At 56.1% G+C, this 23,669-nt stretch carries 25 protein-coding genes, 3 tRNA genes, 1 pseudogene and 1 riboswitch; of the genes and pseudogenes, 15 read left to right on the top strand and 14 right to left on the bottom strand.

All coding sequences use genetic code 11. From position 1 onward, the window contains the following. Positions 1–1,170 (bottom strand): Y-family DNA polymerase (locus C7H08_RS05285; RefSeq protein WP_106669737.1); only part of this gene is annotated, 1,170 nt, incomplete at its 3' end. Positions 1,171–1,172: 2 nt separating this feature from the next. Beyond that, the gene (umuD, locus tag C7H08_RS05280) at positions 1,173–1,610 is read right to left on the bottom strand and encodes a translesion error-prone DNA polymerase V autoproteolytic subunit (RefSeq protein ID WP_106669736.1); all 438 of its coding nucleotides are present in this window, start codon (positions 1,608–1,610) and stop codon (positions 1,173–1,175) included. A gap of 388 nt (positions 1,611–1,998) precedes the next feature. Here umuD and C7H08_RS05275 point away from each other — a divergent pair, with 388 nt between their 5' ends. Continuing rightward, the gene (locus C7H08_RS05275) at positions 1,999–2,247 is read left to right on the top strand and encodes a DUF3297 family protein (RefSeq protein ID WP_106669735.1); all 249 of its coding nucleotides are present in this window, start codon (positions 1,999–2,001) and stop codon (positions 2,245–2,247) included. Between the two features lie 117 nt (positions 2,248–2,364). On the opposite strand, the gene C7H08_RS05270 is transcribed toward C7H08_RS05275, so the two are convergent. Beyond that, positions 2,365–2,438: transfer RNA gene (locus tag C7H08_RS05270), tRNA-Cys, on the bottom strand. Positions 2,439–2,491: 53 nt separating this feature from the next. Continuing rightward, positions 2,492–2,567 (bottom strand) — tRNA-Gly (locus C7H08_RS05265). A 239-nt stretch (positions 2,568–2,806) separates the two neighbouring features. Further along, a riboswitch (TPP riboswitch) is annotated at positions 2,807–2,922 on the top strand. Here C7H08_RS05265 and thiB point away from each other — a divergent pair. From thiB to C7H08_RS05230, 7 genes are all read left to right on the top strand, one after another. Then, positions 2,906–3,976 (top strand): thiamine ABC transporter substrate binding subunit, encoded by a 1,071-nt coding sequence (thiB, locus tag C7H08_RS05260; protein WP_227663360.1) that lies wholly within the window; start codon positions 2,906–2,908, stop codon positions 3,974–3,976. Its footprint overlaps the riboswitch before it by 17 nt. Positions 3,977–3,979: 3 nt before the next feature. Further along, complete coding sequence (gene thiP / locus C7H08_RS05255; protein WP_106670707.1) at positions 3,980–5,650, top strand: thiamine/thiamine pyrophosphate ABC transporter permease; 1,671 nt, start codon at positions 3,980–3,982, stop codon at positions 5,648–5,650. Then, entirely contained in the window at positions 5,643–6,257 is a 615-nt protein-coding gene (locus C7H08_RS05250) for a thiamine ABC transporter ATP-binding protein (RefSeq protein WP_106670706.1), read from the top strand. The genes thiP and C7H08_RS05250 overlap by 8 nt, the downstream gene beginning before the upstream one ends. A gap of 47 nt (positions 6,258–6,304) precedes the next feature. Continuing rightward, complete coding sequence (locus C7H08_RS05245) at positions 6,305–7,456, top strand: MlaE family ABC transporter permease (RefSeq protein WP_373284936.1); 1,152 nt, start codon at positions 6,305–6,307, stop codon at positions 7,454–7,456. Positions 7,457–7,459: 3 nt separating this feature from the next. After that, complete coding sequence (locus C7H08_RS05240; RefSeq protein WP_106670705.1) at positions 7,460–8,281, top strand: ABC transporter ATP-binding protein; 822 nt, start codon at positions 7,460–7,462, stop codon at positions 8,279–8,281. Next, a complete protein-coding gene (locus C7H08_RS05235) occupies positions 8,281–9,219 on the top strand; it encodes an MlaD family protein (protein ID WP_106670704.1) in 939 nt (312 codons plus the stop codon). Before C7H08_RS05240 ends, C7H08_RS05235 begins: the two co-directional genes overlap by 1 nt. Next, the gene (locus C7H08_RS05230; RefSeq protein ID WP_106670703.1) at positions 9,216–9,842 is read left to right on the top strand and encodes an ABC-type transport auxiliary lipoprotein family protein; all 627 of its coding nucleotides are present in this window, start codon (positions 9,216–9,218) and stop codon (positions 9,840–9,842) included. Before C7H08_RS05235 ends, C7H08_RS05230 begins: the two co-directional genes overlap by 4 nt. Before the next feature lie 68 nt (positions 9,843–9,910). Here the strand turns inward: C7H08_RS05230 and pgsA are convergent, their stop codons facing one another. From pgsA to C7H08_RS05205, 5 genes are all read right to left on the bottom strand, one after another. Next, complete coding sequence (gene pgsA / locus C7H08_RS05225) at positions 9,911–10,474, bottom strand: CDP-diacylglycerol--glycerol-3-phosphate 3-phosphatidyltransferase (protein WP_106670702.1); 564 nt, start codon at positions 10,472–10,474, stop codon at positions 9,911–9,913. Positions 10,475–10,481: 7 nt separating this feature from the next. After that, positions 10,482–12,341 carry an excinuclease ABC subunit UvrC gene (gene uvrC / locus C7H08_RS05220; RefSeq protein WP_106670701.1) on the bottom strand — a complete coding sequence of 620 codons (1,860 nt, stop codon included), beginning with the start codon at positions 12,339–12,341 and terminating at the stop codon, positions 10,482–10,484. Beyond that, on the bottom strand, positions 12,325–12,984 hold the full coding sequence (uvrY, locus tag C7H08_RS05215; protein ID WP_106670700.1) for a UvrY/SirA/GacA family response regulator transcription factor: 660 nt from the start codon (positions 12,982–12,984) through the stop codon (positions 12,325–12,327). The genes uvrC and uvrY overlap by 17 nt, the downstream gene beginning before the upstream one ends. A gap of 117 nt (positions 12,985–13,101) precedes the next feature. After that, complete coding sequence (locus tag C7H08_RS05210) at positions 13,102–13,353, bottom strand: hypothetical protein (RefSeq protein WP_106670699.1); 252 nt, start codon at positions 13,351–13,353, stop codon at positions 13,102–13,104. Between the two features lie 85 nt (positions 13,354–13,438). After that, positions 13,439–15,046 (bottom strand): methyl-accepting chemotaxis protein, encoded by a 1,608-nt coding sequence (locus C7H08_RS05205; RefSeq protein WP_106670698.1) that lies wholly within the window; start codon positions 15,044–15,046, stop codon positions 13,439–13,441. A 157-nt stretch (positions 15,047–15,203) separates the two neighbouring features. On the opposite strand from C7H08_RS05205, the gene C7H08_RS05200 reads away from it, so the two are divergent. Both C7H08_RS05200 and C7H08_RS05195 read left to right on the top strand, forming a co-directional pair. Further along, complete coding sequence (locus tag C7H08_RS05200) at positions 15,204–15,902, top strand: AzlC family ABC transporter permease (RefSeq protein ID WP_106670697.1); 699 nt, start codon at positions 15,204–15,206, stop codon at positions 15,900–15,902. After that, a complete protein-coding gene (locus C7H08_RS05195) occupies positions 15,895–16,230 on the top strand; it encodes a branched-chain amino acid transporter permease (RefSeq protein ID WP_106670696.1) in 336 nt (111 codons plus the stop codon). Before C7H08_RS05200 ends, C7H08_RS05195 begins: the two co-directional genes overlap by 8 nt. Here C7H08_RS05195 and C7H08_RS05190 read toward each other — a convergent pair whose 3' ends face one another. Beyond that, positions 16,231–16,635 (bottom strand): DUF1330 domain-containing protein, encoded by a 405-nt coding sequence (locus tag C7H08_RS05190; protein WP_106670695.1) that lies wholly within the window; start codon positions 16,633–16,635, stop codon positions 16,231–16,233. It lies immediately after the preceding gene. 230 nt (positions 16,636–16,865) lie between these two features. Here C7H08_RS05190 and C7H08_RS05185 point away from each other — a divergent pair, with 230 nt between their 5' ends. The 3 genes and pseudogenes from C7H08_RS05185 to C7H08_RS05175 form a co-directional block, all read left to right on the top strand. Next, entirely contained in the window at positions 16,866–17,513 is a 648-nt protein-coding gene (locus C7H08_RS05185; protein WP_106670725.1) for a c-type cytochrome, read from the top strand. A 15-nt stretch (positions 17,514–17,528) separates the two neighbouring features. Further along, positions 17,529–18,542, top strand: coding sequence for a c-type cytochrome (locus C7H08_RS05180; protein WP_106670694.1), 1,014 nt, complete (start codon positions 17,529–17,531; stop codon positions 18,540–18,542). 112 nt (positions 18,543–18,654) lie between these two features. Then, positions 18,655–18,792 (top strand): annotated as a pseudogene (locus C7H08_RS05175) (acylphosphatase); the annotation flags it as partial. A 56-nt stretch (positions 18,793–18,848) separates the two neighbouring features. On the opposite strand, the gene C7H08_RS05170 reads toward C7H08_RS05175, so the two are convergent. Both C7H08_RS05170 and C7H08_RS05165 read right to left on the bottom strand, forming a co-directional pair. Next, positions 18,849–19,964, bottom strand: a complete 1,116-nt coding sequence (locus C7H08_RS05170; RefSeq protein WP_165793933.1) for a porin — start codon at positions 19,962–19,964, stop codon at positions 18,849–18,851. 218 nt (positions 19,965–20,182) lie between these two features. After that, positions 20,183–20,273 (bottom strand) — tRNA-Ser (locus tag C7H08_RS05165). Positions 20,274–20,460: 187 nt separating this feature from the next. Between C7H08_RS05165 and C7H08_RS05160 the strand changes: the two genes are divergently transcribed. After that, a complete protein-coding gene (locus tag C7H08_RS05160; protein WP_106670692.1) occupies positions 20,461–20,991 on the top strand; it encodes an isochorismatase family protein in 531 nt (176 codons plus the stop codon). Positions 20,992–21,011: 20 nt separating this feature from the next. Then, positions 21,012–21,674, top strand: a complete 663-nt coding sequence (locus C7H08_RS05155) for a cupin domain-containing protein (protein ID WP_106670691.1) — start codon at positions 21,012–21,014, stop codon at positions 21,672–21,674. Here C7H08_RS05155 and C7H08_RS05150 read toward each other — a convergent pair. Both C7H08_RS05150 and C7H08_RS05145 read right to left on the bottom strand, forming a co-directional pair. Then, positions 21,628–22,827 (bottom strand): MFS transporter, encoded by a 1,200-nt coding sequence (locus C7H08_RS05150; RefSeq protein WP_106670690.1) that lies wholly within the window; start codon positions 22,825–22,827, stop codon positions 21,628–21,630. The two genes, C7H08_RS05155 and C7H08_RS05150, sit on opposite strands and share 47 nt — an antisense overlap. Before the next feature lie 3 nt (positions 22,828–22,830). Continuing rightward, positions 22,831–23,658, bottom strand: a complete 828-nt coding sequence (locus C7H08_RS05145) for a CheR family methyltransferase (RefSeq protein WP_106670689.1) — start codon at positions 23,656–23,658, stop codon at positions 22,831–22,833. Between the last annotated feature and the right edge of the window lie 11 nt (positions 23,659–23,669).

The raw sequence follows: 23,669 nt of genomic DNA, 5'->3' as shown, positions 1-23,669 counted from the left end.
ATCCATCACCGCCATCAGGCGTTCCGATCTGCCGTTGTCTGGTGCCTGCCCGGCAGCGGCTTGGAAGAGATCCTCTTGAACCCCCGCTTCTTCCACCATTTCGCCCAGCATGACGCCGGCCTTGGCGTAATCAAACCCTTCGCGATACATCGGTCGGAGCAGATTCAGGGCCTGCTGCACAATAACCCGGGAGTCCTGGGTGGGCTGGATGAGCTTCACACTGCCACTGCGTGAGTACTGCGGTGCTGTGGCTTTGAACGCGTTGGTTCGGATGAACACCATCAGCTCTCCGGCATACTGCTGGCCTCCCCGAAGTTTCTCGGTCGCACGTGTCGCAAAGTGCGCAACGGCTTCCTCCAGGTCGCTCAGTTTCTGCAGGGGCTGACCAAACGATCGGGAGCACATGATTTGCTTCTTTGGGGCCGGTACATCCTCCCACGGCACACAGGGCACACCATTGAGCTCCCGGGCGGTGCGTTCCAAGACGACAGAGAACTGTTTTCTGAGGGTCGCCAGATGGGTATCCGCTAACTGTAACGCCGTGACAATGCCCATGGCCTGAAGCCTGGCACTGAGTTTTCGCCCGACGCCCCAAACCTCCTCAACCGGCACCCGAGCCATCAGTCGCCGTTGCCGGGCGGGGTCTGTGAGGTCTACCACACCACCGGTGGCCGGATACTTCTTCGCAGCATAGTTAGCCAACTTGGCCAGTGTTCGCGTGGGGGCAATGCCCACACAGACGGGCAAGCCGACGTTCTGATGCACGGTGTTCCTGACCTCTCGGCCAAAGTCCTCGAAGGACACTACCCGGTCAATGCCGGTGAGGTCCAGAAAGGCTTCGTCAATCGAGTACACGTCCACCCGTGGGGCCATGGCTTCGAGTGTGGTCATAACCCGTCGGCTCATGTCGCCATAGAGGGTGTAGTTGGAGGAGAACACCTGGATGCCGTACCGGCGAATTTCCGTTTTGATGTGATGGACCGGCACGCCCATCTTGATCCCCAGTGCCTTGGCTTCTTTCGAGCGGGCGACCACGCAGCCGTCGTTGTTGGATAACACGACCACAGGCGTATTGCGCAGATCCGGACGGAACAGCTTCTCGCAGGAGGCGTAGAAATTATTGCAGTCCACCAGCGCGAATACGGCCTGATCCCGGCCAACCGATCTCATCCCTACCCTCCCCGCTTCATTGACCGGATGACGTTGGTCACCACCCCAAACACTTCCATCACCATGTCACCCTCAACCGTAATGGGCTCGTAGGCGGGATTGCGCGGAAGGAGGCGCACCGGTGGTGGAGTCAGGTGCAATTGCTTCACCGTCATCTCGCTTTCCAGGCTAGCGATGATTGTGTCGCCGTGCCCGGCCCTCAGTGACCGGTCCACCACCAGAACATCGCCGGGATAGATGCCCGCCTCAGTCATGGACTCACCCTGAACCCTAACGAAGAAGGTGGCAGCAGGATGCTGAATACACAGCTCGTTCAGATCAATGGTCTTCTCAATGTAGTCTTCCGCCGGCGATGGGAAGCCAGCCGAGACCCGCTCCAGAAACATCGGGATGTTCAGGCGTGAGACGGATTCGTAGTCACCAAGCAGAATGCAGGACATGCTTTACACCGGATACTGGTTGAATATACAGTATTTTGGCGAGACAATATCAGCGGGTCAACCCATCATTGGGCACAACGCCCTATACTCGGAATAGTGCCGCTGCCAGGACGGCGGGAGGAGTCTGTATGAAAAGCGTAATACTGATGTTTGTAGGCGGCTTATTGGGCAGCCTAATCGGGCCGGTAGTGGCACTGGTGGGTGTGGCAGCCGGTTACGTGGTTGGACTCGCCCCGACGCATTCGGTTGTCCTGAAGCCGAGTGAGGAACACTCGCACTGTCGTTAGCTTCCGCCAGCTATCTGTTGCCGGCAACGACAGAGATGCCTTGAGCACCAAATCCATATTGCCTAGAATGGCGCTCTTTTCATTTAATGCAGGTCACTAGCATGAACGATACTAAATCGCTGCCAGCCTTACCGGATCGACTTTCAAGAAACCCCAATAGCCCGCACCACGTAGCAGAAGTTTTCGAGCACGACATTGGTATTCTGCTCAATGGCAAAGAGCGCACCAATGTAGAGGAATACTGCATCAGTGAAGGTTGGATAAAAATCGCCTCGCCCAAAGCGCTGGATCGTCGCGGACAGCCGCTTCTGATGACTCTGAAAGGAAAGGTTCAAGCCTACTACGATTAAACAACAAGATGTGTTTCATCGCCTGATCGAGGCCTTTTGGGTTTATCTGGATATTTTTTGCATGAGAAACCCAGCCAAATTCAGGCGAGTTAGTCTATTGAAATTCAAGGGTAAAAATGGAGGCGCGGGTCGGAATCGAACCGGCGTACACGGAGTTGCAGTCCGCTGCATAACCACTCTGCCACCGCGCCGGGTAAGCCTTGATCTGGCTTTTGCTCTCAGGAGGCGTTGAGAGACTTGGAAATGGAGCGGGAAACGAGACTCGAACTCGCGACCCCAACCTTGGCAAGGTTGTGCTCTACCAACTGAGCTATTCCCGCTCTTCGTTCAGAGGCGTTGCCTCGTCAACGGATGCGTATTCTACGGATTCCGCCCGAGGCGTCAACACCTTTTTTTCAAGTTTCTGTTTTCACGGCAATTGTGCACAAAATTTAGCCAACATTTACCTTTCACATTTTGACTCGCGAGTCTTTCTCGCCAAAAATCCGCAAGGTACTTTTTAACCATTCAGATGCAAAGCCATCGCGTTTCTGCGCAACGTTCATCATGCTAGAATCCCCCTTACTCAACGGGGTGCCCTGAAAAGGGCTGAGACCATACCCGCGGAACCTGATCCGGCCAGAGGCGCCATAAAGAGCCTCAGATACCGGCGTAGGGATTGAGTCACCACAGTTCAGTGGTCCCCGCGGCGTCGTCAGCCCCACCACTGATCAAGGTGCTGCCCATGCTGTTCCGATACCTGTGTCTTTGGCTGCTATCCGCTGTTCCGTTGGTAGCTGCCGCAGAACAACAGCCAACCCTCAACGTTTACACACACCCTTCGTTTGCTGCTGAATGGGGCCCTGGCCCTGCCATTAAAGTGGCGTTTGAACTGGAGTGTGGTTGCACCCTCAATTTTACGGTGATGGAAAGCGCCGGCGACATCCTGCAACGGTTGCGGCTGGAGGGGCAATCCACCCGCGCAGATGTGGTTCTGGGACTGGACACCGCCACCATGGAAACCGCTCGCCAAACCGGGTTGCTCGGTAAGCACCTGCGCCGACTCGACAATCTGGCCCTGCCTATCAACTGGGATGACGAGCACTTTGTGCCCTTTGACTGGGGGTACTTTGCATTTGTGTACGATACCGAGCAACTTGCCGAGCCACCCGCCAGCCTGGATGCGTTGATCAACGCCCCCGATGATCTGAAGATCATCATTCAGGATCCGCGTACCAGCACCCCGGGCCTCGGCTTGTTGCTATGGATGCATTCCGTATACGGCGACGAGGCATCGGTAAAATGGCAACAGCTGAAAGGCAAGATCCTGGCAACTACCCAGAGCTGGAGTGACGGCTACTTTTCACTATTTATGAATGGTGAGGCACCGATGATTCTCTCCTACTCCACTTCGCCGGCGTATCACATGGCGATTGATAACACAGACCGGTATCAGGCTGCTGAATTTGCTGAGGGTCATTATCTTCAGGTGGAAGTTGCCGCACTGGTGGCGTCGTCACAGCAGCAAGCGCTGGCTCGTGAGTTTCTCGACTTCATGCTGACCCCCAACTTCCAGCGACACATTCCCTTGAAGAACGTCATGTACCCGGCCATTGACCTGGGCGACGAACTGCCAGATATCTTCGAGCGGTTGATCAAACCGTCGCAAACGTTATTTATGGCGCCTGTCGATGTAGCCAGAGACCGCCGGCAACTGGTAAATGACTGGCTCGATGCCATGATTCGCTGAGCAATGATCAATCGCCCTTCGAACGCCCCACTCAGCCATCCCTATTGGCAATTGGTGCCTGGCATCGTGCTGGGCACTGGCCTGATCGGGTTGGTTTTGCTGGGTCTGGGTAGTTTGCTGGTCACCGCCGGCCATCTTGATTTCAGCGTTGTCTGGAGCAGCCGTTATCTCCGGGGGGTGGTTACTTTTACCCTTTGGCAGGCAGTGTTGTCCGTTTTGTTAAGCCTGCTGGTGGCGGTGCCGGTCGCTCTTGCGCTTGCCCGTTTTCACGACTTCACCGGTCGGGCGCTGCTGCTGAGGTTGATGGAACTGAGCCTGGTTTTACCAACCATTGTCGCGGTGTCTGGAATCATCGGTGTGTATGGCCGGCAAGGCTGGCTGACCACCATGGTCAGTGAGTGGTTTCCCCACCACGGCTGGAATCTGTATGGGGTGAACGGCATCCTGCTCGCCCATGTGTTTTTTAACGCGCCGCTGGCTGCCAGAATCCTGTTGCAGACCCTGGAAGCCGTCCCCGCGCCCCGCCTGAGAATCGCATCCCAGCTTGGACTGCGTGGCTGGTGGTTATGGCGCACTGTGCACTGGCCGGCTATGCGGCCGATTCTGCCCGGGTTAGCGGCCCTGGTGTTCACTCTGTGTTTCACCAGTTTCGCCATCATCATGACCCTGGGCGGCGGGCCCGCCACCACCACTCTGGAGGTCGCCATCTACCAGGCGCTCCGGTTTGAGTTCGATTTTGCTCAGGCAGCTTTGTTGGCGGTTATTCAATTGGTAATCTGTGGCAGTTTGTGGTGGTTGGCGTTCCAAAAACAGATGCCGACGTCGCTTATGCCTGGCCGACGGTTTAGCAACCCGATTACCCTGCGCTATTCTGTATCGCAACGTTGCCTGGGTGCGGTTCTGCTTTGGGTATTCTTTGTTTTTCTGACCCTTCCGCTATTCGCCATTATCCTGCGAGGTGCACCAGCACTGGTTCCGCTCAATGGAATACCGGCGCTCTATTTCCAGCTTTTGCCGGCGACAGGCCGAAGCCTGCTAATTGCCATTCCTGCCGGGTTGGGCGCCGTGCTTGGCGCCCTGTTAACGCTGGCTGCCACTCACAAATCCAGCGGCAAAATGCTATCGGCCATCCCGGTCACCGCCGGCTACCTGCCGCTGGTGGTGCCCCCCCTGGTACTGGGTACCGGATTATTTCTGCTGCTCCGCCCGGGGCTTGGCAATACTGCCCAAGGCTGGGCACTGGTGTCTTTTATCAATGGATTGATGGCGCTGCCGTTTGTGATTCAGGTGTTGCGGGGACCACTGGCCGAGCTGGATGACAACAGCCGGCGCCTGGCCGATCAACTCGGCGTATTGGGCTGGTATCGCTGGCGCTGGCTGTATTGGCCGCGGATGCGCCGGCCAATCGCCCTGGGCCTGGCCTATGGCACGGCATTATCGATGGGCGATTTTGGCGTTATCGCGCTGTTCGGTAGCCCGGGCCAGCCCACCTTACCGGTGCTCATGTACCAACAACTGAGCAGCTACCGCGTGGCAGACGCTGCCGGCACCGGCCTGTGGTTACTGGGCCTGCTCATGCTGATTTTTGTCGTACTGTCGGCAATTAGCAGGCCAGCGATCCGCACACAACGCGTCACCGCGTCTCCGTCCGTAGTGGAACCCGAACATGCTTGAACTCGATCAGCTCAGTTTCCGATACCCGGGCCAGACCACTGGCTGGCAATTCGGTTTTTCTGTCGCCCCCGGGCATTGCGTCGCCGTGCATGGGGCCAGTGGCACCGGAAAGTCGACCGTGTTGAACCTGATTGCCGGGTTTCTTGAGCCGGATTCCGGGGCTATTCGCCTGGCCGGCCAGGCCATCCAGAATCTGTCCCCTTGGGAGCGACCAGTATCCAGCGTATTCCAGGAGCACAACCTGTTTGAGCATCTGGATGTTGCCACCAACATTGGCCTTGGCCTGCATTCCGGACTGAAACTGACGTCGGATCAGAGGCAGATGATCGCACAAAGCCTCGATCGTGCTGGCCTGGCAGGCTTCGGCTACCGAATGCCAGCAGAACTGTCCGGTGGGCAACGACAACGTATTGCCCTGCTCCGCGCCATTCTGCGGCGTAAGCCGGTACTCCTGTTGGATGAACCGATGACCGGGCTGGACCCGGACGCAAAACACAACCTGAGAACCATGCTGCTCGAGGAAAAGGCACGCGGCGCCATTCTTGTCCTTGCCAGCCACGATGAAGAAGACCGAAAGGTACTGGCAGACCAGGTCTGGAATCTTTAAGCTGGTAAGGAACCTAACAGCATAGCGGACAGGGGCAAACTCGTTCTGTGGCGACCGACTCACGGCTTTCTTCCACACATTCCAGCCAGGCTCAGGGCATCGTTGAACACAACGGCGACACCCTGACTCTTTCCGGCAGCTGGACTCTGCCCTATTATTCGTCGCTCAACCAGATGGTTGGGGCTATTCATCGGAAAAAAGCCAACCTTGCAGAACTCAACCTCGACCAACTGACCTTTGTGGATACTGCGGGTGCGGCACTAATTGTTAAGTTAGCCGGCGCCGAGGTGTTGTTGTCGGCACTCGACGCGTCAACTCTGGCCGATGAACAACAACAGCTGCTCAGAACGGTCGCCGAAGCGATGGCGCAGCCGCGCTACCAGCCGACCCCGGTAAACCCGGTACTGCTCTTTCTGGCCCAGGCAGGCCAGAAAGTCACCGCCATTGCGGAATTGATGTGGATATTGGCTGGATTTATTGGCCAGACCTTGGCCACCCTGTTCTACATTTTGCCCCGGCCGAAGCGCTGGCGTTTCACGCCGTTTGTTGCGGCTGTTCATGATACGGGCCTGAACGCCCTTCCCATCGTCGCCCTGCTCACCTTTCTGGTGGGTGCCGTGGTGGCGTTTCTCGGAGCGACCGTACTCAGTGATTTTGGCGCCAGCATTTATACGGTCAACCTGGTCGCGTTCGCCTTCCTCCGGGAGTTTGGCGTGTTACTGGCGGCCATTCTCATGGCGGGCCGGACCGCCAGTTCCTTCACCGCCCAGATCGGCGCCATGAAGGTAAACGAAGAGCTCGACGCCATTCGCACCCTGGGGCTCAACCCTGTTGAACTTTTAGTGGTCCCCAGGGTGCTGGCGATGATGCTCAGCCTGCCCGTACTGACGTTCGTCGGAATGATATCCGGTATGCTTGGCGGCGCCGTCGTATGCGCGCTGGCGCTGGACATTCCACCCAGCCAGTTCATCGCCATCGTACAACGCGACATCGCCATCAACCACTTTCTGGTGGGTATCGGCAAAGCGCCGGTGTTCGCCTTTCTGATCGCTGTGATCGGTTGTCTTGAAGGCTTCAAGGTTGCCGGCAGTGCCCAATCAGTGGGCGAGCACACGACGTCCAGCGTCGTTCAGTCTATTTTCATGGTGATCCTGCTGGATTCGATTGCCGCCTTGTTTTTTATGGAAATGGGCTGGTAACTCATGACAGTAAGCCAACATCATTCAAGGCCCTCGAGCTCGCCAATCATTCAGGTACGAGGGCTATGTAACCGCTTTGGCAGCCTTGTGATCCATGATGATCTGGATCTGGATCTGTTCGCCGGCGAGATCCTGGGAGTAGTTGGTGGCTCCGGTACGGGTAAGTCGGTACTGCTGCGCAGCATCGTCGGCTTGCACACGCCATCTGCCGGCCAAATCCGAGTCTTTGATGTAGACCTGACCGAACTGTCTGGCTCTGACCGCTCCTTGTATGAGCAGCGATTTGGGGTGCTGTTTCAGGGTGGTGCCTTGTTTACCTCCCTGACTCTGGAGCAGAACATTTCCCTGCCGTTAATCGAGCATGCGGGGCTCAGCCGATCAGAGGCCGCCGAGTTGGCCCGAATGAAGCTGGCCCTTACCGGCTTGCCGCCCGAAGCCGCCCTGAAAATGCCGTCCGAATTGTCCGGCGGCATGGTCAAACGAGCCGCTCTGGCCCGGGCGCTGGCGCTGGACCCGGAGATCCTGTTTCTTGATGAGCCCACCGCAGGGCTCGACCCGATCGGCGCCGCTGCCTTTGACGAATTGATCGTCACCCTGAGCGATGCCCTCGGCCTGACCGTATTCCTTGTCACCCACGATCTGGATACTCTGTATGCCAGTTGCGACCGGGTTGCCGTGTTGTCACAGCACAAGGTTTTGGTCGCAGATACTCTGGAGCAGGTTGCCCAAACCGACGATGACTGGATACAGCAATATTTTCACGGCCCCCGCGGCCGCGCTGCTATTGCCGCCCAGAATCGGCTAACCGAACAGGAGCCCAATTAATGGAGCCGAAGGCCCATCACGTTATTATCGGACTGTTCACGCTGGTGGCTGTGGCCGCGGCTTTGCTGTTTGCATTGTGGCTGGGCAAATCTTCCACCGACCGGGAGTGGGCTTATTACCAGATTGGTTTTGATCACCCGGTGGGTGGTCTTGCCCGCGGCAATCCCGTGCTTTACAGCGGCGTGCCTGTGGGCGATGTGCTTGAACTCACGCTGGCGCCGGACAACCCCGCCCACGTTCGCGTGCTGGTAAGAGTGGACCAGGACATTCCCGTGCGGGAAAACACCCGCGCCGAACTGGTGCTGGCAAACATCACCGGCAGCATGAGCATCCAGTTCACCGGCGGCACAACGGATAGTCCGGTGCTGCAAGGCGACCGGAACGATCCGCCGTTCATCAATGCTGCTCCGTCTGCCTTGTCCAACCTGCTGAACAACGGCGAATCCATGCTTGCAAGTGCCGAGCAGCTGATGACCAGCATGAACCGGCTGTTTGCACCTGAAAACGTTGATAACGTTACCACCATTCTCGACAACACCCGACAGGCAACCGACGCCCTGCTTGCGAACCGGGACGAATTGCTGGCGCTCATGGAGCAATTTGATGCCGCAGCCATTCGCGCCGAAGAAGCGTCTATCAAAGTGTCTGAAACCTCCGATCGTGCCAGCGTGGTCCTGCGCGATGAAATATCGCCGGTACTCGAGGCTATGGGCCAGGCGCTGACCACCATCCAGCCGACGCTCAGCCGACTGGACCGACTGACCGAGGGCAACGAAAACGCATTGGATATCGGACTTCAGGGCCTTGGAGAAATCACTCCAGTACTCCGTGAAATGCGCAGCACTTTGCGCTCCTTGAATTCGTTTACCCGCAGATTGGAAGAAGACCCTCTGGGAACCCTGCGGGGTAGCCCCAAATTTCAGGAGTTTGAGCAATGATCAAACATCTGTCGCCTGTAACAGCGTTACTGGCAACTCTTACGTTGACTGCCTGCACTGTATTCCCGATCCCGGAGCCGCCAAGGATCATGGATCTGGCCGCACCCGACAGCCAACAGATCTTTGCACAGGCACAGAACGCAAGCATTCGGATTGACACGCCACTGGCGTCTGCACCTTTTGAAGGCTCACAAATACTCGTCAAGCCAACACCCTATGAATTTCAGACCATTGGCGAAATTCGTTGGCGCGACACCGCCCCGGTAATGGTTCGTGATCACCTGGTCAGGCACCTGCGCAAGAGTGAGGGCTTTCGTAACATTATTGTCGATACCAGTCCCGCCAACGCAGAGCTGGCACTCATCAGCGAACTGACTGCCTTCCACGCCATCAAGCACAATGGCAGTCTGAACATCGTAATTCAGCTGCATACCGAAATGATGAGTAACCGCCAGCGAGAGGGGTTGTGTGTCCGCAACTGGACCGTAAACGAACCCGTGGGCGATGGCCAGCTGGACAGTATCGTGCAGGGGTTCAGCAAGGCCGCGAACCGTTTGAATAATGATCTGACAACCTGGCTGTCGGACTGCCTGGACCAATATCACAAATCAAGCGGGAGCTGATTGCTTACGGCATTATGCGTTATCAAAATCCTGTCGGATTCAAGGTGGACAGCCGTAGCGGCCTCCAGTTATCGCTGACCGCCTTCCGAATCGGGAAACAGATCGCCCCAGGCAGCGCGCAGATACAGGAACATTGACCACAGGGTAAGCACCGCCGCTACGTAGAGCAAACCGATACCGACATACGCCCAGAGCTGACCCGGCGGGAACGCCAGCAGGCCGATAATGGCCACCATCTGGGCGGTGGTTTTGATTTTCCCGATGTAAGACACCGCCACACTGGCACGGCTGCCCATCTCCGCCATCCATTCACGTAACGCAGAGATGACAATCTCACGGCCGATAATGATCGTTGCCGGAATCGTCAACAGAACCGCAGCGTGCTCTTCAATCAGCACCGCCAGCGCCACCGCCACCATCAGTTTGTCCGCGACCGGGTCCAGAAAGGCACCAAAAGGCGTGCTCTGGTCCAGTTTTCGGGCCAGGTAGCCATCCAGCCAATCGGTGATCGCCGCCAGCGTAAAAATGGCGGCGCTGACCATGTAACTCCACTGCATCGGCAGGTAAAAGATGACCACGAAGATCGGGATCATCACGATACGGGACATGGTCAAAACATTTGGTAAATTCATGGGTTTCCTATTCGTCGTGCAGTGCTGCGTATATGGATTCTGCAAGTGACTTGCTGATGCCTTGCACTTTGGTCATTTCATCCACGCCGGCTTTTCGGAGCTCCTGAATGCCCCCGAAATACCGGATCAATTCCCGGCGTCGCTTGGGGCCAACCCCTTCGATACCCTCAAGGGTCGATTGCCGTCGCTTTTTGTCACGCCCGGCCCGGTGCCCGGTGATGGCAAACCGGTGCGATTCGTCCCGGATGTGCTGAATCAGGTGCAGTGCGGGCGAATCTGCTGGTACCCGGAACACGTCGCCCGTCATGGCGTCGATCAGTTGTTCCATACCCGCACGGCGCGTGACGCCTTTCGCCACCCCGATCAGCGGAATATCTGAAATGCCTAGCTCATTAAACACTTCCCGGGCAATGTTCAGCTGGCCTTTACCACCATCGATAAGCACAAGGTGGGGCCGCTTGCCCTCCCCGTTGACCAGTCGTCGGTAGCGGCGCGTTAATACCTGGCGCATGGCGGCATAGTCATCGCCGGCAGTCACACCCTCAATGTTGTATAGACGATAATCACTTTTCAGGGGGCCATTCTCGTCGAAAACCACACAAGATGCGACGGTATTTTCCCCATGGCTGTGGCTGATATCAAAACACTCCATGCGGGCCGGCGTTTCCGCCAATTCCAGCAAATCCCTGAGCGCCAGTAAACGCCGGTACACGGTTTCTTTGCTGGCGAGGTGGGTCAGCAGCGTCTGCTGGGCGTTGGTCATGGCCAGCTCCAGCCAGCGCCGTCGCTCGCCGCGCACATTGCCCCGGATTCGGGTGTCGCGATTGGCTGATTCGCTCAAAGCCTGGGCCAGCAACTCCTCGCCTTCCACTTTTACCGGCACCAGAATGTCGCGAGGAATTTCCCGCTGGGTGTCACCACCAAAATAGTACTGCCCCAGGAAAGCCGCCAGCAGTTCGCCTTCAGACTGCTCGAGAGAGAAACGGGGGAAGTAGTCCTTGGTGCCCAACACCCGGCCACCACGGACGATGATCACCACCACGCACACCACACCGGCCTCCTGTGCGATGGCAATTACGTCGGCATCGCCCCCTTCTCCATCCACCGACTGCTGCTCCTGAACATGGCGCAGGTGATTGATCTGGTCTCGATAAGCTGCGGCTTTTTCGAATTCGAGCCCTTTCGACGCCGTTTCCATCGCCTTCATCAAGTCCTGAATGATGGCCGGGTTCTTACCCTCCAAAAACATAGTGGCGTGGCGAATATCCTGCCGGTATTCCTCCGGGCTAACGTATTCCACGCACGGTGCGGTACAGCGATTGATCTGATACTGCAGACACGGGCGATTCCTGTTCCTGAAATAACTTTCATTACAGGATCTTATATGGAATATCTTTTGTAGAATGTTAAGACTTTCCTTAACCGCTCCGGAGCTGGGGAAAGGCCCGAACCAGGTACCGCCGCCCTTCTTGGTGCGGCCTCGGCGAAAGGTCAGTGACGGATAATCACTGTGGGATGACAGATAGATATAGGGGTAGGATTTATCGTCACGCAGCAGGATGTTGTATGGCGGTCGCAGTGACTTGATCAGGTTCTGTTCCAGCAGCAGTGCTTCGGTCTCGCTGCCGGTGATGGTGATTTCGATGGATTCGATTTTGCTGACCAAGGCCTCGGTTTTCGGGGCAAGGCCAGTCTTGCGGAAGTAACTGCTGACGCGTTTTTTGAGATTGCGGGCTTTACCCACATACAAAACGTTGCCGCTGTCATCGAACATACGATAGACACCGGGGCGCTCAGTCAATTGTTTCAGGAAGTTTTTACTGTCGAACTTCCCGCTCGTTTCCTGGGAATCAGACCTTGTCGGCATCCAGCAATCCAAGCCGTACTGCCATCAACGCCAACTCGACATCACTGGAAATTTCCAGCTTCTCGAAAATCCGATAGCGGTAACTGTTCACGGTTTTCGGGCTCAAGCAGAGCTTGTCAGAGATGTCCTGCACCTTCTGGCAGTCCACCACCATCATGGCAATTTGCATTTCCCGCTCAGACAGGCGCTCAAACCGGTAAAGCTCACCGTCTTCCTCCCGGTCGCCACCCAGCGTTTTCAATGCCATCTTCTGTGCAATTTCAGGGCTGATGTAACGCTGGCCAGAGTGCGCCTTACGAATAGCACGGACCATTTCCTGAATGTCAGCACCTTTGGTGATATATGCGGTCGCGCCACTCTGCATAACGCGGGCGGGGTATGGGTCGTCCGCACACGCCGTGACCACAATAACCCTGATGGAGTCATCAATCCGGAGTATTCGCCGAGTAGCTTCCAGACCGCCAATACCTGGCATACGAATGTCCATCAGGACAATGTCCGGACGTTCCTTACGCACAAATTCTATGGCTTCCTCACCCGAGGAGGCCTGCCCAAGCACTTCAATGTCGGGATCATCCACCAACATGCGGGTAATACCTGAGCGCACCAGCTCGTGGTCATCAACAACCAGTACCCTGATCAAATCTCACCTCGCATTCAGGTAGGGGGGGAAAACACGCCGATTGTAACGGTTACCGGGGCCTACGGGTAGGCAGTCAGGCCAACGACTCCGGATAGCCGTCACAAAAAACATCCGAGCCTAAGCAGGAGCGCCCAGGCTAGCGGTGTTTTCAACCGGGTCAAACCAGATCACCAGATCACCCCGGCGAACGGCGGCAAGCACACGGGCCCGCTCTGCCAGGGGATTTTCCGTATCATTCAAGCCGTGATGGCGAGTGCAGTATTCTTCGGCCAGCCCTTCAAGCTGATCTTCAGCCAGCAGGTCAAAATCCACAACAAACATTTCCTGTCGCGGATCAACCTCTGGCTCTCGTTCTGCCTCATCGTTCATAACATCTCCAATCAGTCGCTGTATGTTACGGTTTTATGAGCAGGACAAGAACCCCCGTAATTGAAGACAGTTTTTATCTTTCCGGTCAGCGCGTGCGAAATCCGGCTATCAGTTGACGCATGGATACCGATTCCTGACGCAGGTCGTCGCTGATCAAGCGAGTGCTCTCAACGTTCCCGGTCAGGGTCTCTGCGCTGATCGAAAGCGCCTCGGCCCGCTGCCCTACCCGCCCAACTTCGTCACGCTGCAGGGTGACCGATGCCCGGATATTGTCGCTGTGATGCTCCAGCTCATCAAACTGCGATTTCAATTGCACCAGGTGGGCTTTCAGAGCCAACAGATTACTTCTGTTTTGTTCGCCCGCCTCGCGCATCTCAGATAAAAGATCGTCAACACTGCCAACACCCAAAACCAGGTCCTGGACCCACTGGCGAATGTTACGAGTGGATTCCGCAGTTCTTCGGGACAAGGTGCGCACCTCATCGGCAACCACTGCAAAGCCCCGACCGTGTTCCCCTGCCCGGGCGGCCTCAATGGCCGCATTTAACGCCAGCAAATTGGTTTGCTCGGCGATGTCTGCAATCACCCCGATTACCTGTTCGATTTTGCCGGTGGATTCGTTCAAGGCGTGTATCGACGTCGAAACCCGGGAAATGACATCGACGGTACGATCAGCGGCCAGCTCGCTGCTTTGCAATCCATTTTGCACTTCACTATTGGCCGATACGGCCTGATGAACCGTTGCTGCCGACTGCTCGGTCGCCACCTCAATCCGCGAGGCCTGATCGGCGATTGCGGTCATAGAGGCTGTCACGTCAGCAGTCTGCTTCCGCGTCGCTTCCGAAGCGCTCTGAAGTGCTTCTGCACCTCCATCCAGAGCGACAGAACGCTGGTCCAGGCCGTTGGCGGCTTGTTTTATATCACCAATAAACTCTTCGAAGCGCCTGACCAACCCCTCCAACGCACCGGCAACTCCGGCAACTTCATCCCTGCCTTTCAGCACCGGTATGCGGGTAAGGTCCGAGTTTTTCTCCATAGCGACGAGTTCGCGCTCCATGCCCTGCAACCGCACAATCACGGACTGGCGCAGCCAGAGCGTGATGACGACCACCACCACGAAAAAGGCCAGTGAGCCCGCCAGCAAAATCAACTGCTGATCTGCAAGGTAGTCCAGTAGTTCATCGGCATCATTGGCAACTATATCTCTGCTGGTAGCCTGGCGCTCCTTGATTGCCGTCAACATGGGCTCCAGTGCCGGGAACAACTGAAAATCAACAACCTGCCCCACACGGTAATAGCTCTTTTCCGCGATCCCCGACTTCATGTCGCTCATTAGTGTCAACACCCGCTCATAAGACTCCGCAGTATCATCAGCCCAGGAACGCAAGCTGGCGCTCCCACGAACCCGCTGCCAACGTTCCGGTAAGGATGCACTCAGGTGGTCAAATTCGGTTTTGATTTCATCCCAGAGCAACAATTGAGCCTTCACTTTAAACGCGAGATCTTGCAGGCGACGGTGATCCTGCTCCAGATCGATCAACACCCAGGATTCATGGAGGTTTTGACGCACCAGGGTTTCAGATGCCTCCTCTGCCTTAAGGATAATTACCCATGACAGCGCTGCCAGGCCAGCCACGGCGCCAAGGGATAACAGGGCAAAAAAGAAAATTCGTGCACGAACAGTGGCCAGCATAACAACTCCAGTTGGAACTCAGATCCGGGGAGAATATGCCTTATTTATGACACTTTTGTTGCGGTCTCGGCGTCAATTTACCGACTAACCGTTTTTGCCATCTTCAAAATACGCTCGCAATTGACTATCATCGCCGCTTTTAAACGTTTGGATGCTAATGAATAACATCATCTTCCGGCTCACACTTCCGATCCTGTTCGGCTACCTGCCCCTGGGAATGGCGTTCGGTGTGCTATTTGCCACGCAACTGGATTATGCGTGGTGGATAGCCCCATTGATGGGACTGGTGATCTATGCAGGTTCCGGACAGATTCTTGCGGTCAGCTTGCTTGCCGCTCATGCCGGACTGGTGGAAGTTGCTATTGCGATGTTTGTGTTGAATGCCCGGCATTTGTTCTACGGGCTTTCCCTGCTCGGGCAATTCCGGGGTGCAGGCTGGCGCAAAGGCTATCTGATTTTTGGCCTGACCGACGAAACCTATTCGCTACTCACCAGTCGGCCCCGATCTTCAGATCGCCAGTATGAGCAAGACGTGGATTTCAGAATCACCGCGTTCAATCAGGCTTACTGGATTATCGGCTGCGCCGCCGGAGGTTTGTTGGGGGAACTGGTGGCGTTCAACAGCACCGGTATCGAGTTTGCGTTGGTGGCTTTGTTTATTGTGCTGACCATTGAACAGATCAAAGCGCTGGGCGACGGATTTCCGCTTTGGGCAGGGGCGTTTTCATCGGGCATCGCCATGTTACTGGTGCCCGCAACCCACCAACTGATAACGGCAATCACCATCGTCACTGCTGTACTGCTGCTGCATTACAGATGGCACCGGCAAAGCCCGGCAGGGGTAAACCATGGTTGAACAGTATTATCTGGCGGGGTTTATTGCCGTATCTGCCCTGGCAACGTTTGCCACTCGAGTGGTGCCCTTTCTGTTTTTCGAGCGCCACACCGAACACCCGCTGGTGCAACACATTGGGCGGTATTTGCCGGCCGCCGTGATGGCCCTGCTGGCGATTATTTTTCTGCGACGTTCAGCGAACTGGAGCGCCAGCCTGCCAGGCCTCGATGCGCTGTTACCCGGCTTGCTGGTGGTGGTGATACACCTATGGCGCCGAAATGCCCTGCTTTCTATCGCAGCGGGCACCATCGTCTACATGACCATTCAGCAAACCGGCTGGCTGCTCTGATCAGACGCCATCTTCAACATTGGCGACGAGCCTGGAATCTTCCAGGGCAGCAGTACGGTGCTTAACCACACCTTTGTACTCCGGGCTTTCAATCATCTTCAGAAAGGCGTTAACGGAGGGATACCGGACCAAAAGCACCTGATCCCAGGATTCGTCGGGAGGCGCAATCAAGGCGCCTACAGAGCGCCCTGACCAGACAACCTCAGCGCCGACAGACCGAACACACTCGGCCGCTTCTTTCATATACCGCTCGTAGGCATCGCGGCCGGAACAGGTCGCACTCTCGTCCTGATAATCGGCTCGATCACGAAATCTCAAAAGATTTAGCATAACGACGGGCTGATTTTTTGGAGTTTCCTGCAATACTCTTCTTAACTCTTCCTGAGATGGATCGGTGGTCGCCATGTGTGTCCCTGTTGATCATTGGTAAAACGAAACGGTACATCCAACCGTGTAACAAACAGTAAACCAAAAATCCTGATGATGCACCAGCTGCACGTCGTTCAGGCCACGGCACAAGGTCTTTAGCTTACTGAATTGACCTTTATCAAGCGTCATTTTGCCGGTGCCGGCATAGTGGTATGAACGCAAAAAGAGCCATCGCGAATTTGGCGCTGACTGAGAAGGAAGCAATCGTGAAAAAACTACCTGTAACGCTCGCTGCACTGGGACTCATCGCGTGCTCCGGTTTTGCATTGGCGGCACCCGAAGGAGATGCTGAACGAGGTGCCGCCTCTGCCGCTGTCTGTAGTGCCTGCCACCAGGCTGATGGTAGCGGCATGAACATTGCCGGAGGCGAATCCTGGCCCAGACTGGCGGGGCTTGACGCAAACTACATTGCAAAGCAACTTCACGACTACAAATCCGGTAGCCGCGTGAACGCCAGCATGATGCCTTTCGCCAACATGCTGAATGACCAGCAAATCGCAGACGTAGCGGCGCATTATGCCAGCCTGCCCGCAACCGAGGGCAAAGGGGGTGAAAGCGCAGACGAGGCCACCCTCAAGCGCGGCAAGCAGTTGGCCGAACGGGGCGACTGGTCTAACTACATCGTCTCTTGCAAAAGCTGCCACGGCCCCGACAATCAGGGCGCGGGTGACGCATTCCCTGGCATTGCAGGCCAACACGCCGGTTACATCAAAGCCCAGCTAACAGCCTGGAAGGCCGGCAACCGAAGAAACGATCCGCAAGATCTGATGGGGACCATAGCCCGCCGGATGAGCGACGATGATATTCACGCCGTCGCTGTTTGGCTTGCCATTCAGAACCCAACGGCCAACTAAAAGGAATCCTGCATCATGATTCGCAAATTCACATACGCGGCGTTATCCGGGACCCTTCTGTTTTCAGTTAACGCCACCGCAGTCGATGACAGAACCCAGCAGTACATCGATACTCTGGTGGAACTGGGCTATTCGGCGCCTGAGGAAAATGAGCTGGTTCACATTCCGCCCAGCATGGAAGACCTGGAGGAAGCCGAGCTGCACCCCGAGCTGAAACGGGTAATCCGTCGAGGCTATGACCTTTTCACCAATACCCAGCAATTGCGCGGCGAGAACGTGTTCAACAACATGAACTGTTCCAGCTGCCACCTCGGTGAAGGTCGCATGCCCTTCAGCGCGCCCATCTGGCCGGCTGCGGTGACGCTACCCAACTTCCGTGGAAAGAACGCCCATGTGAATAACCTGGAAGAACGAATTTCCGGCTGCTTCACATACTCCATGAACGGCATGCCCCCGGAATACGGCAGTGACAATATGCTGGCGCTGACGGCCTACCATCAATGGCTGGCGACAGGTGTACCCGTGTACCCGAAACAGCCCATTTATGGCCGCGGGTTCCCGCCACCGGAGCGCCCTGAAGAGTTGAGTTATACCCGTGGCGAGGCTGCGTTCCAGGAGAACTGCTCTGTTTGTCATGCAGATGACGGCGCAGGTCTGCGAGTTGGCGACCAGACCGTCTTTCCAGCCACCTGGGGGGATATGTCCAACAACTGGGGTGCCGGCATTGTTCGCGTTTTCACTGCCGCCGGTTTTATCAAGAACAACATGCCACTGGGCCAACCCAACAGCCTGAGTGACCAGGAAGCCTGGGACATTGCCTACTACATGAGCAGTCAGGAGCGCCCACAAGATCCCCGTTACACGGGTGATGTTAAAGAAACGCTTGAACAAACCGGCCCCACCTTTCACAAACACTCAAGGTATGGCCAAATCAGGGAAACGGACGGTCATGTACTGGGTGATCACAGCAACCTTGGCGACAAGACGTTCCTAAAGCCGGACACAGTTCGCCCCAGGACTTTTGAGTAAGCTTCCGGGGTTGAATGACGAGTCAAGGCCTCCCTGGTGGAGGCCTTTTTCGTTCGCCCCACCACCTGACAGACAGTGCATGAGCATTATGACAGCATGACGTTGGCAATTACTGGTAAGCGGCAAAGTGCAGGGCGTGTATTACCGCGCTACCACCAAACAGAAAGCCCGCGAACTCGGCCTGAGAGGCATTGTCCGGAATTTGCCCGATGGCATTGCCCACATAGTTCTGCGAACCGGGGAACCCATAGCAGTCAGCCAAACAGACCTGTGACGGCCTGCCCGGCTGTTTGAGCTATTGCGCTATCAGAATTTCAGGCGGCTACCGATCATGGCGATGTTTACATCGTCGTAATCGCCGTTATCGGCATCCAGCGCGAAGTTGTTGTAGGCAAAGAATACGTCCAGTCGCTTGACCGGTTGGTAGACGTAGGCGACGCCGTAGATTTCGACGTCGGAGCCTTCAACAGCGCCTACAGTGGCGCCACCAGCATCCACAGTCGCCGGGTTGAAGTCTTTACCTTCTGCCCGATGCACGGTGAACGAATGCTTACCGGTTCTGTAACCCCCTTTTAACATGTTGAAGTCGGAATCGCGGCCTGAGTCATTCTCAGCGTTGGAATAGACTGCCGTCAGGTTCATGCCGCTATCGTGTAACCAGGACACTGAACCTCCGACGGTGTCCAGATCCCTCTTACCCGCATCATTCTCGTCTTTGGTGGAATAGCCAATTGCTGCCGACAGCCGGCCAAGACCATCAACTTCGGTATTGTATGTTGCCGCAACCTCGGTAATATCCTGATCTTCCTTGTAACCTTGGCTCAGCGCAAACTTGACCGGACCAAAGGCAGGTGTGTCGTAGCGTAGCCGATCGTAACGGGCTTCAAAGTCCTGGCTTCTAACAGAAGTGAAAAGAGTCGGACCAATGTTTGATCCATCGACAAACCTTAGCGCACCACCCACGAGTGCCAAATCCGGAAAAGACGCAACCTTGGTGCCAGACAAGTCAGATTCAGTAACACCATCGCCTGCACCAGAGCCCTGCCCTATAGAAATCTTGCCGTAGCGGCCCGCTGCGAAAAGGTTGACGTGACGCTCGCTCCATTCGCCTTTGATACTGCGATCGTCCGGAGTGACCAGATTTGAAGGGTTGTGCTGATATTCAAACTCCACATGCGCACCCACCTTCAGATCGATGTCTTTCAGGTCAGTGCTGACACGTGCACCCACACGGCTGGAGGCGTAGTCGTTATCGACAATGTATTGCTCGGAACCTTCACCGGTATCGGCGTGCATGATCGCCATGTTGATATGGCCGTAAAAATCTACGTTCAGGCCCGGTGCTTCCGCTTCCTGGGCAAAGGCCGGCGCAGACGCCAGGCCGGCAACAGCGATGCACAGTGCGAGTTTCTGTTTTTTCATTCTGATTCTCCAGTTATGGAAGACGGGGCATTTCCGTGGCATGGAGATCAAGGTATTGGAATGGCCGGGTGCAGGTTTTGACTGATGTCATTTTGCGGGGGATGTTTGATCGGCATTAGGGGTTAATGCCTAGTGTTGAAGGGAGTATTCGGCCCTGCCGGCCTCACCCGCCCTTGCAGCCAATAAAAAACCCCAGCATTTCTGCTGGGGTTTTGCATTGGCGGAGAGAGAGGGATTCGAACCCTCGATACGCTATTAACGTATACACACTTTCCAGGCGTGCGCCTTCAGCCACTCGGCCACCTCTCCAATAAACTGTTTCAAATCAGCAAGGTCGTCGCTCATTTGAGGGCGCAGACTTTAATGGTTTTGACGGCGTTTGGCAACTGTCTTGAACGTTTTGGCCAAAATCTTTTGTCTGACGCGGAATAACAAAGCACCACGCCATGGCGTATCCTTATCGTAAGATTCATTCAAATAACGGAGCGACAAACCCATGCTGATGAAAGCCGAGCAATCCACCCTACTCCTGATCGACCTGCAGGAACGGCTCATGCCCGCCATCAGTCAGGGAGAGGAAGTGGTCGATCGCTGTACCATGCTGGCGACGGTTGCCGGATTGCTGGGCGTGCCAGTGGTTGGCACCGAGCAGTTACCGGACAAGCTTGGGCACAATGTAGAATCGGTGCGCGAGCTTTGTGATACCACCCTGGGCAAATACCATTTTGATGCCTGCCCGGACGGTTTGATCGATGAGTTGCCGGAAGGCCGCCAGCACATAGTCATCGGCGGCTGCGAAACCCACGTATGTATGCTGCAAACCGCACTCAGTCTGCTGGATGCCGGCTATAAAGTCTGGGTGGTTGCCGATGCCACCGGATCAAGAAACGATTTTGACCGGGATGTTGCTCTGGATCGTCTGCACCAGAGTGGCGCCCGGATTGTCACCGCTGAAATGGTCGCTTTCGAATGGATGGTACACTGTAAACATCCGCAGTTCCGGGACATTCAGGCACTGATCAAATAACGTCACTAACCGAGGTGTTCATGCTGAATATGGATTTTTCCCGTCAAGTTGTCGTGCGTACCGCTGAGCAAGAGTGGCTAGCCAGTCCTGCCGCCGGAGTCGAGCGCAAACCACTGGCCCGGGAAGAAGCCGAGCGCGGCCATGCCACCAGTGTGGTTCGCTATCTGCCGGGCGCCTCCTTTGCCCGGCACGAACACCCTCTGGGTGAGGAAATCCTGGTGCTTGAGGGCATTTTCTCGGATGAAACCGGGCACTACCCCGCCGGCACCTACCTTCGCAATCCGCCAGGCAGTGGCCATGCGCCGTTCAGCGATGAAGGCTGCACGCTACTGGTCAAATTACACCAGTTTGATCCCAAGGACACTGTGACGGTTCGAATCGACACAACCGCTGCCGAATGGTTGCCCGGCATGGGTGGACTTCAGGTGATGCCGCTGCATGAATTCGAACACGAGCATGTCGCACTGGTGAAGTGGCCGGCCAATGAGGTGTTTCAGCCTCACCGCCATTTCGGCGGAGAAGAAATCTTTGTTCTGAGCGGTGAGTTCTGCGACGAACACGGGCGTTACCCGAAAGGCACCTGGCTGCGCAGCCCACATCTGAGCCAGCATCACCCGTTTGTTGAGCAAGAAACGGTTATCTGGGTAAAGACCGGTCATCTGCCCTTAACGACGGCGACCTAACCAGCCAAACCGTCATAAGAACGCCGTGTAACACGAGTAACGGCACGGCAACCATGACCAGATTTGCCCAACCGAATGCTGTCAGGATCACGCCCGCGCTCAAAGCTGCCGTAGCCTGGGCACCGAACACCATCATATCGTTCAGCCCCTGAACCCGGAACCGCTCCGCTTCCCGGTAACCCTGAGGCAACAACGTGGTGCCCCCGACAAAGAGGAAGTTCCAGCCTACCCCGAGCAACAACAGAGCCCACAGGTAATGATGGAAGCTGATGCCGCTGGCGGCCAGAACTATGCAACCCAGGTAGGCCAGCAAGCCGGCCGTCATCATCAACGGAATGCCGACCACCCGGGTAAGCCAGCCGGAGATGAGAGAAGGTAGATACATGGCCATGATGTGTAACTGGATAACGCGTTTGGCGTCGTCAAAATCATGCCCGGCCATTTCCGTCATGCTCAAGGGCGTTGCCGTCATGATAAAGCTCATAACGGCATAGCCGATGGCCGCGCCACTGATCGCCGTCCACACCAGCGGGTTGGCAAGAATTTCTTTTAATGGTCGACCACCACCAGTCGCACTCTGAGAGACCCGTTCCGCCCGTCCACGGTAGCCAATGGCCAGAACCACAAAGGCAACGCTCTGGACCACCGCCAGCCCTGCCCAGCTGTACAAAAACGGAAACTGTTCCGACTTTGCGCTACCCAGCCCGGCAATTTCCGGACCCAACCAGGCCGCAACCAGGCCTCCGAGCAGAACACGTGCGGCCGCGGAACCCGCCATCTCCGCCGCCACAGACTCCATCGCGGCAAACCGGTACTGGTGTACAACCGCCAGGCCAAAACCACCCACCACCGCCGCAAGACACAGGATTGGAAATGAGGATGTCCAGGAGGCGAAAGCCCCGAGAAGGCCAGCACTGACACCCGCCAACGTACCCAGCAGCATAACCCGCTTGCGCCCTACTCGCTCCATCAGCCAGGTGGCAGGCTTGATGGCCAGTACCGTACCGACCACCACCAGCCCGACGGGCAAGGTAGCGTATTCCGGAGCAGAAGCCAGTAAACGACCCTGGATAGAGCCGATGAACACAATGAAAGGCGCGGTGCACATGGCCAGCGCCTGGGCTGCAACCAGCACCCAGACATTCAACGGCATGGGTTATTTCTTCCTGTAAATGATACCCGGGTGGCATTGAACCATTTCGTAGAGGTCTGGCAGGCCGTTCAGTGATTCCGACGCGCCCAGAATCAGGTAGCCACCGGGATTGAGAGCACCATGCAGGCGGGTCAGGATGTCTTTTTTCAGCTCAGCGGAGAAATAGATCAGCACGTTCCGGCACATGATGATGTCGAATTTGCCAAGCATGTAGCGCTCAAGCAAATTGAGTTCTTTGAATTCCACCATCGCCTTGATCTGGGGCTTGATCTGCCAACCTCCGTTGGGAGACGGCACGAAAAAGTGCTTCTGGCGCTCGGGGGAAAGGCCGCGACCAATGGCGATCATCTCGTATTCACCCCGTCGGGCAACTTCCAGAACGCTTTTGGATATGTCGGTTGCCGTGATTTTGACGTCACGCAGCTTGCCTGGCCGGGTTCGCCGGAACTCATCAACTACCATGCCGACCGAATAAGGCTCCTGGCCGGTCGAGCAGGCAGCGGACCAGATTCTGAGGGGCTGAAAGCCACTCCGCTCGCCAAACTCAGGCAAAAGTTTTTCCTGGAGAATCCGGAACGGATGATTGTCGCGAAACCACAAGGTTTCATTCGTGGTCATCGCATCAATCACCACTTCTCGCAAACCCGCACGCCCGGCGCGCTTGAGACGCTCCAGAAGTTCGCCGAGAGAGTTCAGATTGTTGTCTTCAAGAATCCTGCGTAGCCGGCTCTTTACCAGATACTGCTTGTTTTCACCCAGAAGAATGCCACACGCATCCTGCAGGAATGTCTTGAAGGCGTCGTATTCCTGTGGCGTTATATCCGCTTTCATTGGATCTCTAT

The organism is Marinobacter halophilus (assembly GCF_003007685.1).
GTDB classification, from domain to species: domain Bacteria; phylum Pseudomonadota; class Gammaproteobacteria; order Pseudomonadales; family Oleiphilaceae; genus Marinobacter; species Marinobacter halophilus.
The sequence above is the reverse complement of the archived record's forward strand: the minus strand, read 5'-3'. Positions and strand labels throughout refer to the sequence as shown.